Source organism: Burkholderia sp. IDO3 (assembly GCF_003366075.1).
GTDB classification, from domain to species: Bacteria; Pseudomonadota; Gammaproteobacteria; order Burkholderiales; family Burkholderiaceae; genus Burkholderia; species Burkholderia anthina.
Map to the genome: position 1 here is coordinate 699,241 of NZ_CP028962.1, position 15,680 is coordinate 714,920.

A 15,680-nucleotide genomic window follows, 5' to 3' on the forward strand; every position below is an offset into this window, starting at 1 on the left:
CCATGCGGAAAGCCCGGATAGCGCGCCGGTTTCGTGGAGTGGATCAACGCACGTGTCGCCCATCGAGATTACGCTCGTCGTAGTGGGGGCGGTTGCCTCGGCGCGCTGTAACGCCCCGATCCGGCGGGCTTCGGCGTCGGCCGTTGTCGCTCGATCTGAGTGATGGAGCGGCAAGCCGGAAGATTGAACGATGCACGGAATTTTTGCGGAACCTGAGAAATTCAGAGAAATAGAGTGGGCCGGATAATAGATTGAAATATTCAATTTCCGATGAGATCGACATCCCCGTCAATATTGGGGTTGTATGATTAAAAAATAACGTTACAGAGAGGAAGACGTGATCGTCGGAGGCTTGCTCTGGCGGTGGGTGGCCGGTCCACGTCGAACCAGGATCGACGCATGAGCCGCGCCGGGGCCGGCGCGTCGTTCGAGCGGTTCGGCGGCGAGATATGAAAAGGAGACAGGGGCATGCGTCACTGGATGAATCTTCCTGCCGGAAAAACGATCAGGTTACGCAGCCCGTTTGCCGTTGTTCTGGTCGTTGCGCTCGCGGCAGCGGCGAGCACGCCGAGGTTCGAGTCGCTGTTCAGTTCCTTCGATCAGTTGCATTTCGATGCGACGGCACTCGTGTTCGCGAATCGTAGTTCGGATCGTGTCGTGCTGATCAGCAAGGGGGAGGGGAGCCTGCGAGAACTGGGGCGGGAAAGCGTGTTCTCGCCGGCCACGAACGCTCAGTTGATCGATCGCCTGTCCGGCGCGGCCAGTATCGTGTTCGATATTCCGCTGCCTGCTCGAGAGCAATACGACGACACGTTTTTCGATGCCATCGCCCGCAACAAACGGGTCGTCGTCGGTCTTCCGTCGACGGATACCGACATGAGCGGCAAGCTGTTGCTGCCGCTGCCGGAGCCTGCGCCGGAAGTCGCCGCCGCGATTGGTCAGCGTGACGTCACGATCGGACATTACGGCGTCGTCACCGGCTTCGTACCCTATCGAACGATCGATAACCGGGTCTATCCGCATGTATCGCTCGAGGCGATCGGGGTGGCGGGGCTCGGCGGGATGCTGCCCGATTTTCACCGCTACGAATTTCTACAGACCACGGCGCTTGGCAAGCGGCCCCGGCAATCGGTGCTGCTGATGCTGCCTCGCGTGAAATCGGTCCAAACCTATTCGTTCGCCGATGTCGTAAAGGGGCGGATTCCGACGTCGGCTTTCGACGGCAAGATCGTGTTCATCGGCCATGCGATCTATCGACCGTTGGGGGAATATAACGTCTCGTCGTTGAACGACTATGTCGTGAACGGTGCCCAGCTCGACGCGATGATCACGTCCGCCGTGCTCAACGACGACATCGTGAGCGAGATACCGCCGGTTTCGCAACTGCTGGTCGATCCAGTACTGGCGCTGGGCATGCTGCTGATTTGCTGGCTGACGAAGACCCGCAACCTTCATACCTACGCGCTGGCCTGGGGCATCTGTATTTTCGCGACGTCGACCGTCTTGCTGGGCCTGTTTCGCGTTTGGATTCCCATTGGATCGGCACTTGCCATATGCGTGGTCGTCTACAGCTATTTCGCCTGGAGCCAACTGCTCGGCATGCATCGTTTGCTGCATCGCGAAATCAGTCGGCTCCGAGAGCTTTCGTCGAGCATCGGCGTCGTGCGCATGTCGGATGAGGATTCGCATGGCGCGATCGAGTCCAACCTGCTGGACGAAGTCAAGTTGGCCATGCAGCAAATCCGGGAATGGCAGGAGGCATACGTCGGCGTCATCAACATGCTGCCCTATCCGATCGTTCTCGTACGCGGCAGAAAGCTCGTCTTGTGGAACAACAGCGCGGCCGAGCTACTTGGCGAAACCGTGACCGATTCGGGCGGCATCCACGCAGGCGAAAAGCCGAAGCTGGAGGCCGTGCTCGAACAGTTCGCCGCGCAGGGGCTCGGCGAGGCGCCGGCGCAGGAGCGCGAGATGGTTCTGAACGACAGGGAGTACATGCTTGTCAACGTACCCTTCGCTCAGTTTTCGCCGTTGTCCGTGCAGGAGGACGCAGCACACCTGATATGCCTCGTCGATGTCGACGATCTGAAGAAATCGGTGACGCACGACCGGCAGGCGCTGCGCCATATCGCGCACGATCTGCGCAACCCCCTTACGACCATTCTTGCGCTCATCGAGCAGCAGAGCATCGGGATGCAGGATTCGCTGACGGGCGTGCATGACGAGAAATTCATGCACGACTTGAGGCGTCTGGTTGGATACAGTCTCCGAATGGCACAGGATTTCATGCAGCTTTCCCGGGCAGAAGTACTGGATCCGGCGACGTTCTCGATGGTGGATGTCGCCGACCTTGTCGACGAGGCGGTCGACCAGGTCGGCGCATTTGCCGAAGCCAGGTCGGTCCGGCTGGTGCTGCATCAAAAGACGGACGAGGCCATCTGGATCGACGGCAATCGAGACATGTTGCAGCGCGCAGTCATCAACGTGCTCGACAACGCGATCAAATACTCGACGGAAAACACGGTCGTCGATGTCACGCTGGAGCGTGACCCGCATCGTGCCGAAAGCCGTCATGTGCTCGTGCGCGTGGCGGATCATGGCATCGGCATTCCGCAGGAGGCGATTCCGCTCCTGTGCGAACCGTTTTTCCAGGTGGACGGCAAGCGCCGGGACGTTGCCGCCGGTGTCGGCCTGGGGCTGTCCTTCGTCCGAGCTGTGATCGGTCGGCATGGCGGCTCGATCTCGATCGAGAGCGAGGTCGGGCAAGGAACGTCCGTCGCGCTTTCGTTGCCGATCGCGACGGATTCCATTGTCGCCGGTGACGACGAGCCGGCCGGAACGGCGGCGCCGTCGTTGCCGAAAGCGCCCTGAGTGCCGTTTGTTCGGGCGGGTCACAGTGCGTCGACTCGTGCCGTCAGCGTGGCTTCGGCGCGCGCCCAGAGTCGCATGGCGACTGCCAGTCCTTCGGTGCGCGCGACATGCTCGATTTCGCCCAGCAGATCCGCGAGCGCGTCTTCCCGGAGCACGCGCAACGCCCCCTTGATCTTGTGAACGCGCCGCAGGACGGCGTCGACATCGTTTGCTGCCGCTTTGTCCCGGACGACGGCGCGGTCGGCCGGCCAGCACGCGGCGAACGTTTTCCACAGTTCCCTTTCCGGCAGGATCGCGCGCGGTGCCGCGGCATGGGTAGCTCGATGCATGGCGCGGCGATCGTGCGCCTGGCGGTCGACGGGGAGCAGCCTGACGAGCAGCGCGGCGAGTTGCTCGATCGACAGCGGCTTCTCGACGATCGCGGCAAAATCGTCCGATGCCGGCTGAGCGCCGGCGATGAGCGGAACGCTTGCGCTGACGAGCGCCACGGGTGTTGCCACGTTGATCTGTCGCAGGCGTGTCAGCAATTCGGTGCCGCACATGTCCGGCATGTTCAGATCGGTGAGAATCAGATCATAACGGTGATGCCGGCAGCATTCGATTGCGTCGACACCGTTCGAAACGTCGTCGACGTCATGGAAGCCGAGCGTACCGAGCTGTGTTATCAGTAACGTCCGGGCGACGTCGTCGTCCTCGACGACCAGTAGACGAGCGTGCCGCGCGCGAACCGGGCTCGGCGCGCTCGAGCGGCGAGGCGGCGGGGGGGCGATGCCGGTTGCCGTCGCGAGCGCCAGACGAAGTGCCGCGCGGGAGAGGGACGAGACCGCAATGCCTTCGTCCCGCGGTTCGGGCGCAAGCGGATAGGCGTCCGATAGCAGGACGATACCCGCGAGACCGCAATCTCGCGACCTCCGTATCGATTGCCGATCGACGCCGGCGATGTCGCTGCCGGCATGCGCATAGAGCAGAATGCGACCCCGGCCGTCCGTATTGGGCAAGGCGGCCGGCGTTACGGTTTCGGCGGCGACGCCCCAGCTCGCCAGCCGCGAAAGCAGCGCGTCGCGCCACGCGTCGTCGCCGCAGCACAGCAGCACGGAAAGCGCGAGAATCGACGTTGCGTCGCGCGGCACGGCTGCCGGAGACGCCGGCACGACGACGGGTATCTCGATGGAAAATGTGGTGCCGACGCCCGGCGTGCTCGCGACCCGGATGTCGCCTCCCATCAGACTGGTCAACCGCCTGCATAGCGACAGCCCCAGGCCCGTGCCGCCGAATCGCGTCGCGGTCGATTCGCCCACCTGCGCGAAAGGCTGGAAGAGCCGTTTCTGATCCTTTGCGGAAATACCGATGCCGGAGTCGATCACGTGCACGCAAAGTAGGCTCCGATTGCCGGCTCGGGAGAGCGTCATTTCCAATGCGACGCGGCCGGCCGAGGTGAACTTTGCCGCATTGTCGAGCAGATTCATGACGATCTGCTGCAGTCGCGAAGAATCCGAGATCACGCGCGCGGGCAGCGACGTATCCGTAAGCAGTTGCAGCTGCACGCCTTTGGCGGTCAGCGACGGCGAGATCGCCTGCGCGCAGGTTTCGGCCAGCTCGGTCGGATCGAAAGCAACATGCTCCAGCCGTAGTTCGCCGGCCTCGATCTTGGAGAAGTCGAGAACGTCGTTCAGCAGCCGGCGCAGCGCACCGAACGATTTGCCGATCGTGTCGACCAGCATGTGTTGCGGGGGCGTCAGTGCCTGCATCGAAAGCAGTTCGAGGTTGCCTAGAGCGGCATGTAGCGGCGTGCGAATTTCGTGACTCATGGTGGCGAGGAACATCGATTTCGCATTATTGGCTGCTTCTGCATCGCACTTCGCCGAAAGCAACAGCCGCTGCATTTCCCTGTCCCGGCTGACGTCGACGAGTCCGCACAGAATCACGTCCCGTTCGTCGTATCGCGTGGCGACGAAGGTGGTTCCGATGGTGACCGGCTTGCCGCCGCTCGCGCCGACAACGATTTCGCTACGCATCACGGTTCCCTTGGCAAGCGGCGATGTGCGAACGGCGCCCCGATATTCTCGAGCGAGCGAGCGATAGAACGTCTGGGCTGCTTCCGGGGAATGGGCCAGCAACTTGCTTGCGATCACGTTCTGCAACACGATTTCGTGCGTATTCGCGTCCAGCACGCACAGTCCGATCGGGGCCATCCCGACGATGGTCCGGTTGAATGCCTCGCTTTCGTATACGCGCCCCATCTTGCGTTGCATGGGTGTCAGCACGGATTTATCGAACGCGAGGACGAATCCCCAAAGCAGGACCATCACGGCGGTCGCGGTCAAGGCGATAACCGCCAATTCGCCGTGCAATCCGAGCAGGATGGTCGACCAGTCGAACGTGTAGACGGCGACCCATTCGGGGCCGCGAATGCGTTGGGCGATCAGGAACGTATCGTGCGTCCGATAGATTTTCGGTTGATCGGCCGTTGCCGACGGCACGGCGAGTCGCGCCGTGTCGTTGAGCGCGAGATCGTTCTCGGCGCCGCCGGCCAAGACGGTGGCGCTGTCGCTTGAAAGCAGGAGAAACCCCGGCGCGGTGAACTGGTCGTCGAGAAAGAACGACGAGAAGTCGGCAAGCTTGATGTCGTACCCGAAAACGGCGACGTGTTTGTTGTCGTCCTTGATGAACGCGCCGTATTGAATCGTTTGCTCTCCGGTCAACGGTGAGCGATGCGGCCTGGTCCACGCGATGGGAGCGTGCTGTTTGGCGAGCGCCTCGCGAATGTCGGCGGTTTCCGCCATTGCGAGCGCATGTCTTTCCTCGTATGGATGCTTGCTTAGGGCTGTAATTGCGTCGAACGCGGGATAGAACGCAAAGATGCGCGCCTCGGTGTCGAAGACGAAGTTTCCTTTCTTTACGCCTCTGGCGGTCGCGCGGACGCCGGGCGACAGCGACGCGGCATGCACGAGGCTCACGATTCGCGCCGCATTCGTGCGAAAGTAATTGGCGTCGGCCGAGACAAGCGTATAGGGCAATGCGGCGAGGTCGCCTTTCGTGACGGTCATGCCGTGGTCGCGTGCGAGCAGCCCCGCGTACTTGTCGAGCAGCGGGTGCATCGTGTTGGCGTTGACATGCCACGATTCGCGACCTTCGTGTTGCAGCACGATGCCTTGAAGATGGGATTCCGCGAGTTGAACGGCCGCCTGCACGTTATTGCGCTGATTGACGAAGGTGCTGCGCTGATCGTCGATGAAACGGTCTATGCGTGCATTGACGGAAACGGCGATCGCGATGAATATCGCGATGGTCAGCATGGCCGCGCCACCGTACAGGATAGTGCGTTGATAGGCGCCGGTAATCTCGTGCGCATGCCGCCCGTCGCGCCTGACACGCGCGATCGGGAGGAGAAGCATCCGGGTAAGCAGGGCAAGCATGGTCGTCAAGCGCTGTCTGGCAGGCGTGCGTCAGAGGATCTTTCTGACGGCGTCGACCAATGCCTGATTGGTCGAGACGCCGAGCTTCTTCATCGCACTGGCTTTCTGAGTGGTGATGGTTTTCCGGCTGCGATTCAGCCGCGTTGCGATGTCGGCGACCGTCATGCCTTCTTCATAGAGTCTGACGACCTCGAGTTCTCGCGCGGAAAGCGCTTCACGCGTCGGTGCGCGCAGCGGCTTTTCGAGCATGCTGAACAGGAACGAGCTCGCGATCTGCGTATCGATATGGGTCTTGCCTCGTACCACGCTGAAGATGATGCGCGGCAGTTCGTACAGATCGTTGCTCGTTTTGCTCAGGAATGCGGATACGCCGCGCTGAATGATGTGCCTCAGCAGGTATTGGTCGTCGAGCATGGTGAGCAGAACGATTCTGACGTCCGGATGCGTGCGCCTGATCCGCTCGATCATTCTGAGACCGTCGGGTTCCGGATCGTCGTCGAACGAGTAGTCGCATACCAGAACGTCGCATGCCTGCTGTTCAAGCTGCCGCATGATCTCCGAGACTGTATGAACTTCACCGACGATTTGAAGCGCGGACGATTGTTCGAGTACGTAGCGGACGCCGCGTGTGACGACGGGATGGTCGTCGGCAATGATGATCCGGATTGGGGACCCGATGTCGCCTGAGTGTCTGGCGGCGCCGCGCTCGCGTGTTTTCTCATCAGTTATACGAAATTCTTCAAAATCCCGGGATTCCATGGAAGGCTCTTGGCAATGGGTTGATGTTAACCGCGAAGATGCCGACATCCAGCGGATTAGGCTCGCATTGTTCGAGAGGCCGCAGTGCATATCAACGATCATTGAAGAAATCTGAAAAGAGGCATGTGGCGGCGTCCTTCGCGGGAAGGTGGAACCGGTTGCAATCGAACATTATTTGAGGATTCGGGCCGCTCGCAAATAGGCTGATGCCTCGTCGATCGATAGGCCGTGGCTTGTTTCCGGGTATTCGGCTCAACTCCGTTGAGGATTCTTTGTCATTGTTTGAGCGTCGGTGTGGAGCGCGCGAAGATTCGACGGCCATGACGGGTTTGCACGTCGTGCGGGCCGTTTCCGAGGACGGGATCGGCTTTGGGCCGGCGGCATTTGGGATTCGGCTGAATGAGGTGGCGCGGCGCAGATCTTAAGATGACGAAACCGCCTTGCCCGGACCGGAACGGATGCAAAGTATTTTGGGAGGATCGACGGGCGGAGCGGGAAAAATGTCCGCAGTCGATCTTGATTCTAGAGGGAGGAGAAATGACCGAACTGCAATCGCTTCTTCGCGAGCTTGAAGCCCTCGATGAGAAAATCGAGGCGATATGTCGTGCCGAGCGTGCCATGGCGCTGGCCAACGTGCGCGAAATGATTACGAGGCAGGGGTTTACGCCGCGGGAAGTATTCGGCTTCGGCAGTACCTCGCGCACGAAGCTGTTCTCGGTGCGTCAGAAATATTTCAATCCGAGAACCGGCGAGACCTGGTGCGGACGCGGCCGCGCGCCGCAATGGATTCGCGACCAGCCCCGCGAGGCCTATTTACTGGAGCAGGATTGACTCGACCAGCGCGCGTCGCCGGCTCGGGCGCAACGACGCACGCGGTGTCGCTCGGGGGCTGTGGCCCGGGTGCCGCGAGGATGGAGAAGGCGGTCGGGCGCGATGCCGCGTCCGGCCGCCGGACATATTCGAGCGCCCGAGAAATCGAGGCGAATGCCGAGCCTCATCGAACACGCTGCGTCGAAATGCGGGGAGCGGTAAAGCGACTTCGCCGGTCAACGCGGTGTATTCGCGATCGAGCGGTGCCGCGTAGCGCGAGCAGGAACGTATCGAAGGCCCTGTAGCGAGCCGGCAGCCACGCTGCACGCGAATTGTGCGCAGCCTCGGTGATGACGGCTTCAATCGAAGTATCGGCGGCTACGCCGAATATCGAACGTATCATTGGTCCTCGAAATGAAAACGGCCGTCGGCGAACACGATCGTATCGTCGAGTTCGATTGCGCCGGCGGAAAAAATCAGGTCGAGGTGGTGGCTACCCGGTTTACCGCCGCCGAGCCCGAGATGCAGGCCGGGATGCCGCTCCTCGAAACCGGCATTGCGACCGTACAGGCGCTTGATCCCGAGATTCGTACCGATGCCGAACTCCTCGATCCGGCGGTGATTCGCATGCCGGTCGAGGTAGGACGCGAAATCCCGCGCGAATCCCGCATCGTCGCTATCGAAGTCGACGATCGTGCTGTGCTCGATATGCAGAGTCGCGAGCTGCTTCGTGACCTTGTACTTGATGGCGAAGGGCGCGGTGCCGAGAAAGGTGCCACTGAATACGATCGACCCGTGCAGGTCGTTCACATGCGTCGCGATTTCACCGGGTACGACATCGAGGTTGCCCATCCCGTCTACGCTCGTCCATTTCTGGAACGGCACGAGCGACCCCGTCAGAGGATTGCCGGCCTCGTCGATAAAGCGGATTCGCGAGGCGCGCCCTGCCGCGTCGATCAGCCGGCGATTGCGTGCGGCGATGTCGCCGAGCGGTTCGGCGAACGCCTCGTCGAGATGCCGACCATAATCCTTGAATAGCACCGACTTGTTCCAATGCGTGGTGATCGTGGGGCGGATCGCGGCGAGAAACGGCGGCCCGCCCGGAGACGGCGTCGGCAGGCACGACGAATCGTATAGCAGCACGAACAAATCGGCGTGTTCCAGTGCAGTGACGATGTCGGCCGGCGGCGTGTTGTCGAGGCAGAGAAAGCGTGCGTCGAGCGGCGCGGGAAGTGCGGAAAACGCCCGCAGCGCGATATCGCGATTGCGCAGGTCATAGCCGATCAGCAGTGTTTTCGCTTTGCCGCGTGCGAGCGAAGCGCGTAGCGCGGGATGAAAGCTGAGCGCGGTGTGCAGGTTCAGCATAGGGACTCCGGAAGAGGCGGAAGGGCCGTGGCCCTTCCACGACGAAGAGCGGCCTGATCAGACTGCCCAGAGCGCGGTGCCGAACGGCACCACGGCATCCTCGACCATCATGTCGATGGCCTCGGGGTGCGTGTCTTCCTGCATCCAGTCGAGCAAATCGATCTGCTGGTTTTCCTGCATGTCAACTCTCCCATGATGAACACCATTTCACGCGAATATGCGGAAACCATTTCCGCACCTATTGCCCATGATCTTTCCGGCAGATGAGCAATCACCGTCGATACTAATGAGCAGATTGATCGCGTGCAATGCATTGAAAAAGGCGCATGCAAATATCGCTGAACGCGGGCGAGCCATATAAATGGCGCCGGGCGCCGGTCACGGATGTGTCGACGCGGATGGCAGGGGCACGCGAAATAAGTATCGGCCTGCTTTGCGTTGGGTCATTGGCTGTATGGAGATTTGCCGAAACATGGACGCCGACTGTTCCCGTTGTCGACATTGACGAAGACGTCGGCGATGTCGGGTCTTCGATCCGCTTTCTTTGCGATTCATCGACAGGACATGACGGCCACGCGTTCCGGATGGGGCGCCGATTGTTCTTCAATTTGGGTGATCGCCCATTAACGGAGAGAGGGGCGGGTGACAGAATGTGCCCACCTTTGCGAGCCGGGATGCATGAGGTTTCGCGAAGGGCTGTGTACGTGAATCATGTGAAAAGAGGAGTTAAATTGATGAAGGCGCAAGTCATGGGGTTGATGTTCATGGTGGCGGGAATCTCCGTTGCACCGGCGGCTTTTGCAGAGGGTACGGGTAAGGTTACGTTCAACGGTAAGCTTATTCAGGAGACCTGCAAGATCAACGCGGGCGACGAAGACAAGGTCGTCACGTTGCCGCAGATCTCCACGCAGTCTCTGACTGCGGCAGGTCAGACGGCCGGCTCCACGATGTTCGATATTTCCGTTTCGGAATGTCCGGCTGGTCTGAACCTGGTGGCGGCTCACTTCGAAACCGCCCATATGGACCCGGATACGCGTAATGCGACGAACCAAGCGCCGACGGCAACTGCGGCGGGTCTGGTGCAAGTGCAGCTGCTGGATCGGGATGGCACGACGCCGATTCTGCTCGGTAGCTCGGGTGCGCCCGTCGCGATCTCGGGTGGTGCCGCGAAGATGAGCTACGGCGGTCAGTACTTTGCGACCGGCCAGACCACGCCCGGCGATGTGATGGCTGTCGTTAACTATACGTTGGCCTATCAGTAACGTTCGGCGTTAGGGGTGATCGGGCTGTTCTTTTCGTCATGAGGGGATGGCCCGACTCCGCGTCGGGCGGCCGGCTATGAAATCGATTCGTGTGCATTCAATGAAGTCTTATATTTTCGCCATTGCTACGGCGGTCTGCTGTGTGGTCGGGGCGGCGCAGGCGGCTGTCACGATTACCGGCACGCGCGTCATTTATCCCGCTCAGAGTCGGGAGGTCAGCGTTCGCATCAATAATTCCGCGGATCAGCCGGCCCTGGTTCAGGCATGGTTGGACGAAGGCGATGTTTCCGCTGCGCCGAACAAGATCAAGGTGCCGTTCGCGCTGTTGCCGTCGGTGTTTCGCGTCGAGCCTCGCAGGGGGCAGGCGATGCGCATCATGTTTACCGGTGGCGACATGCCGATGGACCGGGAGTCGGTCTACTGGTTGAACGTGCTTGAAATTCCTCCCAAGCCGAAAGTCGTGGATGGTCGCAACATGATTCAGTTCGCGTTTCGTACGCGGATCAAGATGTTCTACCGGCCGGCCTCGCTTCAGTCGGACCCGACTGCGGCGCGCGATCGGCTCAAGTGGCACGTTACGTCGAATGATGGAGGCGAGCGTGTTTTGCGGCTTGAAAACCCGTCGCCCTATTACGTCTCGTTCGGCAAGGTCGAACTGAATGACGGCGGCGGGAAAGTCGTCGCACTGAAGCCCGATATGGCGCCTCCGTTCGGCTACGTCGATTTCGTTCCTCAGGCGGGCAAGCTCGATGTCGAATCGGCGGCGAGCGTTTCTTATACGGTCCTGAACGATTTTGGCGCTGAAGTGAGCGACTCGGCACAGATGGGGCGTGCCGGGACAGTGGATGAGAAGGGTAACCAATAGGTTTGGCGGCAGCATGTGCGGTGTGCAAGGTAGTGGTGAGGATGGTTGGGCGGAACGGGGGCGCGTGCCTTTCCGGGCGCACTCGATGGCCCGGGCGGCGATCGTCGCGATGGGGTGCTGGGCATTCCAGGCCGGTGCGGACGAGATTGCCGAGTTCCCCGAGTCGACGTCGGTGAAGGGGCGCATGCCTGGCGAGACGCAGTCGGAGGCGGCGAGCGGAAGCGGCGGGGAGGGTGGCGAGACCCCGAAGGCGATGATCTTCAATCCCGCGTTTTTTACGGGCGATGTCGCCGATCTTTCCCGTTTTACGCATGGCAATCCCGTTGGTCCGGGGCAATATCCACTTGACGTATTCGTCAACGGCAAGGGGCGTGGGTACTTCGACGTTCTGTTTCAGGCGGTGCCGGATTCGGAGAGTGCGGCACCGTGCTTCACGCTGTCGGATCTCGATCGGCTGGGCGTGGATGTCGGCCGCGTGACCCGGCGATTCGAAGGTGCCGGCGACGATGTCGCAATCGCGCAGTCGTCACGCTGCATTCCGCTTTCCGAATCCGTGCCGGGTTCGATCGCGATGTTCAACACGGCCGATCTGAAGCTGGACCTGTCGGTGCCTCAGATCGAGTTGCGCCGGGAAGCCACGGGATACGTCGACCCCGCGCGCTGGGACGGCGGAGTCGACGCAGGCTTCGTGCAATATAGCCTCGCCAGTTATGCGAGCCGCCAGAACAACGGCGGCGGGGATCTGGGCAGCGTATTTCTGGGTCTGCAGGCTGGCGTCAACGTCATGGGCTGGAGGCTTCGGCAATGGTCGACGGCGGACTGGTACAACCGGTCGGCAGGCATGCGCTGGCAGAGCGTCGCCCTCTTCGCGCAACACGATGTGACCGCGCTCAAAAGTCAGCTGACGATCGGTGACAGTTCAACGACCGGCGATGTCTTCGACTCGTTCAATGTGCGCGGCATTCAGCTGTCCAGCGACGATCGCATGTTGCCGGATTCGATGCGTGCGTACGCCCCCATTGTGCGCGGGGTGGCCGATACGAACGCACTCGTCACGGTTCGGCAGAATAATGTCGTGATGACCGAGACCAGCGTGCCGCCCGGTCCGTTCGAGCTGAGCGATCTTCCGGCGACCGGCTATGGCGGGGATCTCGAGGTGACGGTCACGGAGTCGGACGGTCGCAAGAAAACCTTTCTGGTGCCGTTCGCATCGGTGCCGCAACTGCTGAGGCCGAGCGTATCGCGCTTCAGTCTGGTCGCCGGTGCCTATCGCGACATAACGACGAACATCCATCCGTGGGTCGTTCAGGCCGTCTATCAGCGCGGCTTCACGAACTTGCTGACGGGTTACGCAGGTGGACAGTTTTCCGCAGGCTACTGGGCTGGGCTGGTCGGCGTTGCTTTCAATACGTCGCTGGGGGCCGTCGCGCTCGATGTGACGACGGCTGGCACGCAGGCGCCGACTCAATCGGGCGGGCACCCTGGTTACAGCATGCGGATAAGCTACAGCAAGCTCGTTCCGGGCGTAAGGACGAACATTTCCGTCGCGGCATACCGTTATTCGACCGACCGGTTCTACAGTCTGCGCGATGCGATCTATGCGCGACACGGCGCAGTGGGCATCGAGGGACGTTACGATTACCGGATGCGAAGCCGGCTGCAGTTGAACGTCAATCAGCCGGTAGGAAAGGCAAGCTCGTTTTATGTATCGGGCAGTTCGCAAAACTATTGGAGCGGAGAGCGCGGCTATGACCTCCAGTATCAGATCGGCTTCAACAGTATGGTCCGGCGTGTGTCCTATTCGTTGTACGCAGCGCGTGCACGCATCCAGGACGGCCGTACCGATACGCAGATCGGCGCGAATTTCTCGATCCCTCTCGGATGGGGGAGCAGCGTTGCGAACACGCATCGTGCGTTCGACTATCTGACGACCAATCTGTCGCGCGGTTCCGAGGGCGACAGCGTGATGCAGATTTCGGCGTCGGGCAATACGACCGGCACGACGCCGGTCAACTACGGCATCAATGCATCGCGCGTCGCGTCGGGCGATAGCCGGACGGCTTCCACGGGCGGCTATCTGATCTATCGCGCACCTTTCGGCACCTACAACGTCAACGCGTCGATCGGGAACCGGACACGCCAGGCGGCGTTCAATGCCGATGGCGCGATGGTCATGCATGGCGGCGGCGTGACGCTGAGCCCGCCGCTCGGCCAGGCCTTCGCGCTCGTCGAGGCGAAGGGCGCGAAGGGCGGACGGGTCATCAACGGCCAGGGCGCGCGGATCGATCGTAATGGTTACGCGGTGCTGCCGTCATTGACGCCTTACCGGATCAACACGATCGCGCTCGATCCGAGCGACGTGCCGCTGGAGGTCGAACTGGGCAATACCAGCGAGGAAGTCGTGCCGCGGGCCGGCTCGCTCGTGAGGGTGCGGATCGCGACCGTTCAGGGTACGCCCGTGTTCGCCGATATAGCGGACCGGACGGGCAATGCGTTGCCGATGGGGACGGAGTTGTTCGACGAATCAGGGAAGTCTGTCGGTGTTGTCGGGCAGGGAGGCGTTGCCTATTTGCGCGGTCTCGAGAAGCAAGGGAAGCTGCAGGCCCGCTGGGGGGACGGCGAAAATGAACAGTGCTTGCTGACCTATGCCATGCCTGATGACGAGGAGGCGAGCCGGCGCGAGACTTCCGGCGTCGTTGCCCGGATTCCGATGGAGTGCGATCCAGTGTCGGCTACGCCTCGATCGGTCGAGCATGCGACGAATCATGCGTCGGGAGCGGATGTTGCCGATGCATCGAATTGACGAAAGCAGTCCCGGGAATGGAACCGGAAACGGTATCGGCAGCGGAGGTCGGGGAATGAAAAACACGGGAAAGGGCGGACGGATGTCTCGCGCGCGGCTCGGACTAATTGCCGGTGCACTGCTCATGCCGTGCGTCGTCGACGCGCAGTCGTCGCCTTCGGTGAGACTCGATTTCACAGGGAACTATGTTGCATCGACGTGCGAGATCGTCGGCTCTCCGGACATGACCGTGACGTTGCCGACGGTGTCGACGCAATCTCTGTCGACATCGGGCGCTACGGCGGGCGACACGGTTTTCACCCTCACGGTGCGATGCGAGGGCGGGATACCGAATGCGCGTATCTACTTCGAAAGCGGCACGTCAACCGATCCGGCAAGCGGCCATCTGAATCCGCAACCTGTGCCCGGAGAAACATCGGCGACCCATGTGCAGGTGAAGCTGGCGAATGCCGACGGCACGCCGATCAAGGTCGGCGATCGCAACACGATGCAGATCGTTCCCATTACGTCGATGAATCCGACGCCGGTCAACTTCATCGCGAGCTATTACGCGACGGGAAAGACCACAGCCGGCGTGGTGAGCACCTTCGTGACCTACGTGATCGAGATGCCCTGATTTCCGCGGTCGACTCGTGATTTGCCGACGTGCCGGACCGGTGCCTCGGTGTGGCCGCTCATCGAACGATTCGCTTTCGTCGGGCATCACGTCATGCCCGACGGCCCCGGCAGGCCTCGGTAGAAAGTATTTTCTATTTATATAGGTATGCAGATTATTTGAATGTTGTGTTCGAGAGGATTTTTCCCACTCGAATCCGGATTTGGGCCGGCGCCCATGTTCGATCCGGCGCGTCCTGTCTAGCATTGAGTATTGAAGGATGCGAAATTTTATTGTGTTTTGTTGCCATTCCTACCCTCTTTGAGCGATTGATGTCCCGGAGCACTCATGTCCGTTTCCAATAATAGTTCTCAAAAATTCATAGCGCGTAACCGCGCCCCCCGCGTCCAGATTGAATACGACGTGGAAATTTACGGCTCTGAAAAGAAAGTCGAGTTGCCGTTCGTGATGGGCGTGCTGGCGGATCTGTCGGGCAATCCGGCCAAGCCGCTGCCGCCCGTAGGGGATCGCCAGTTTCTGGATATCGACGCCGACAATTTCGACGACCGGATGAAAGCCGTGGCGCCGCGCGTCGCGTTCTCGGTGCCCAATACGCTGACCAACGACGGGCAATTGATGGTCGACATGACGTTCGACGGCATGGACGACTTTTCCCCGGCCGCGGTAGCCCGAAAGGTCGGCGCGCTGGCCCAGTTGCTCGAGGCGCGCACGCAACTCGCCAACCTGCAGACATACATGGACGGCAAAGCCGGTGCGGAGGGCCTGGTCGGTCAGTTGCTGAAGGACCGGACGCTGCTTGAGGCGCTGGCGAAGGCGCCGAAGCCGCAGGCGGAGGCCGCCGAGGCTACGGCGAGCCAGGATTGAATATCGTCGTGCGCCATAGCTGATAAAACCGTATCAAGAGAGAGAAGTC

11 protein-coding genes are annotated in these 15,680 nt (G+C 61.0%); 7 read left to right on the forward strand and 4 right to left on the reverse strand.

The genetic code is table 11. The annotated features are described in order from the left end of the window. Positions 1-468 precede the first annotated feature (468 nt). Positions 469-2,871, forward strand: a complete 2,403-nt coding sequence (locus tag DCN14_RS03360; protein ID WP_096500100.1) for an ATP-binding protein — start codon at positions 469-471, stop codon at positions 2,869-2,871. A gap of 20 nt (positions 2,872-2,891) precedes the next feature. On the opposite strand, the gene DCN14_RS03365 is transcribed toward DCN14_RS03360, so the two are convergent. Both DCN14_RS03365 and DCN14_RS03370 read right to left on the reverse strand, forming a co-directional pair. Next, positions 2,892-6,287: a hybrid sensor histidine kinase/response regulator gene (locus DCN14_RS03365; protein WP_096500098.1), complete on the reverse strand. Its 3,396-nt coding sequence runs from the start codon at positions 6,285-6,287 to the stop codon at positions 2,892-2,894. A gap of 30 nt (positions 6,288-6,317) precedes the next feature. Then, positions 6,318-7,046 (reverse strand): response regulator transcription factor, encoded by a 729-nt coding sequence (locus tag DCN14_RS03370; RefSeq protein ID WP_162826163.1) that lies wholly within the window; start codon positions 7,044-7,046, stop codon positions 6,318-6,320. Positions 7,047-7,583: 537 nt separating this feature from the next. On the opposite strand from DCN14_RS03370, the gene DCN14_RS03375 reads away from it, so the two are divergent. Then, on the forward strand, positions 7,584-7,877 hold the full coding sequence (locus tag DCN14_RS03375; protein ID WP_162826164.1) for an H-NS histone family protein: 294 nt from the start codon (positions 7,584-7,586) through the stop codon (positions 7,875-7,877). A 378-nt stretch (positions 7,878-8,255) separates the two neighbouring features. Here DCN14_RS03375 and DCN14_RS03380 read toward each other — a convergent pair whose 3' ends face one another. Beyond that, entirely contained in the window at positions 8,256-9,221 is a 966-nt protein-coding gene (locus DCN14_RS03380) for a leucyl aminopeptidase (protein ID WP_096500092.1), read from the reverse strand. A 57-nt stretch (positions 9,222-9,278) separates the two neighbouring features. Further along, the gene (locus DCN14_RS38970; protein WP_275404991.1) at positions 9,279-9,401 is read right to left on the reverse strand and encodes a hypothetical protein; all 123 of its coding nucleotides are present in this window, start codon (positions 9,399-9,401) and stop codon (positions 9,279-9,281) included. Between the two features lie 554 nt (positions 9,402-9,955). Here DCN14_RS38970 and DCN14_RS03385 point away from each other — a divergent pair. The 5 genes from DCN14_RS03385 (at position 9,956) to tssB (ending at position 15,631) form a co-directional block, all read left to right on the forward strand. Next, a complete protein-coding gene (locus DCN14_RS03385) occupies positions 9,956-10,483 on the forward strand; it encodes a fimbrial protein (protein ID WP_096500090.1) in 528 nt (175 codons plus the stop codon). Between the two features lie 100 nt (positions 10,484-10,583). Further along, positions 10,584-11,348, forward strand: a complete 765-nt coding sequence (locus DCN14_RS03390; RefSeq protein ID WP_096500088.1) for a fimbria/pilus periplasmic chaperone — start codon at positions 10,584-10,586, stop codon at positions 11,346-11,348. Beyond that, positions 11,329-14,151, forward strand: a complete 2,823-nt coding sequence (locus tag DCN14_RS03395) for a fimbria/pilus outer membrane usher protein (protein ID WP_240327254.1) — start codon at positions 11,329-11,331, stop codon at positions 14,149-14,151. The genes DCN14_RS03390 and DCN14_RS03395 overlap by 20 nt, the downstream gene beginning before the upstream one ends. A 55-nt stretch (positions 14,152-14,206) precedes the next feature. Then, positions 14,207-14,767, forward strand: a complete 561-nt coding sequence (locus tag DCN14_RS03400; RefSeq protein ID WP_239007867.1) for a fimbrial protein — start codon at positions 14,207-14,209, stop codon at positions 14,765-14,767. A gap of 327 nt (positions 14,768-15,094) precedes the next feature. Beyond that, on the forward strand, positions 15,095-15,631 hold the full coding sequence (gene tssB, locus DCN14_RS03405) for a type VI secretion system contractile sheath small subunit (protein WP_096500082.1): 537 nt from the start codon (positions 15,095-15,097) through the stop codon (positions 15,629-15,631). Positions 15,632-15,680: the final 49 nt, after the last annotated feature.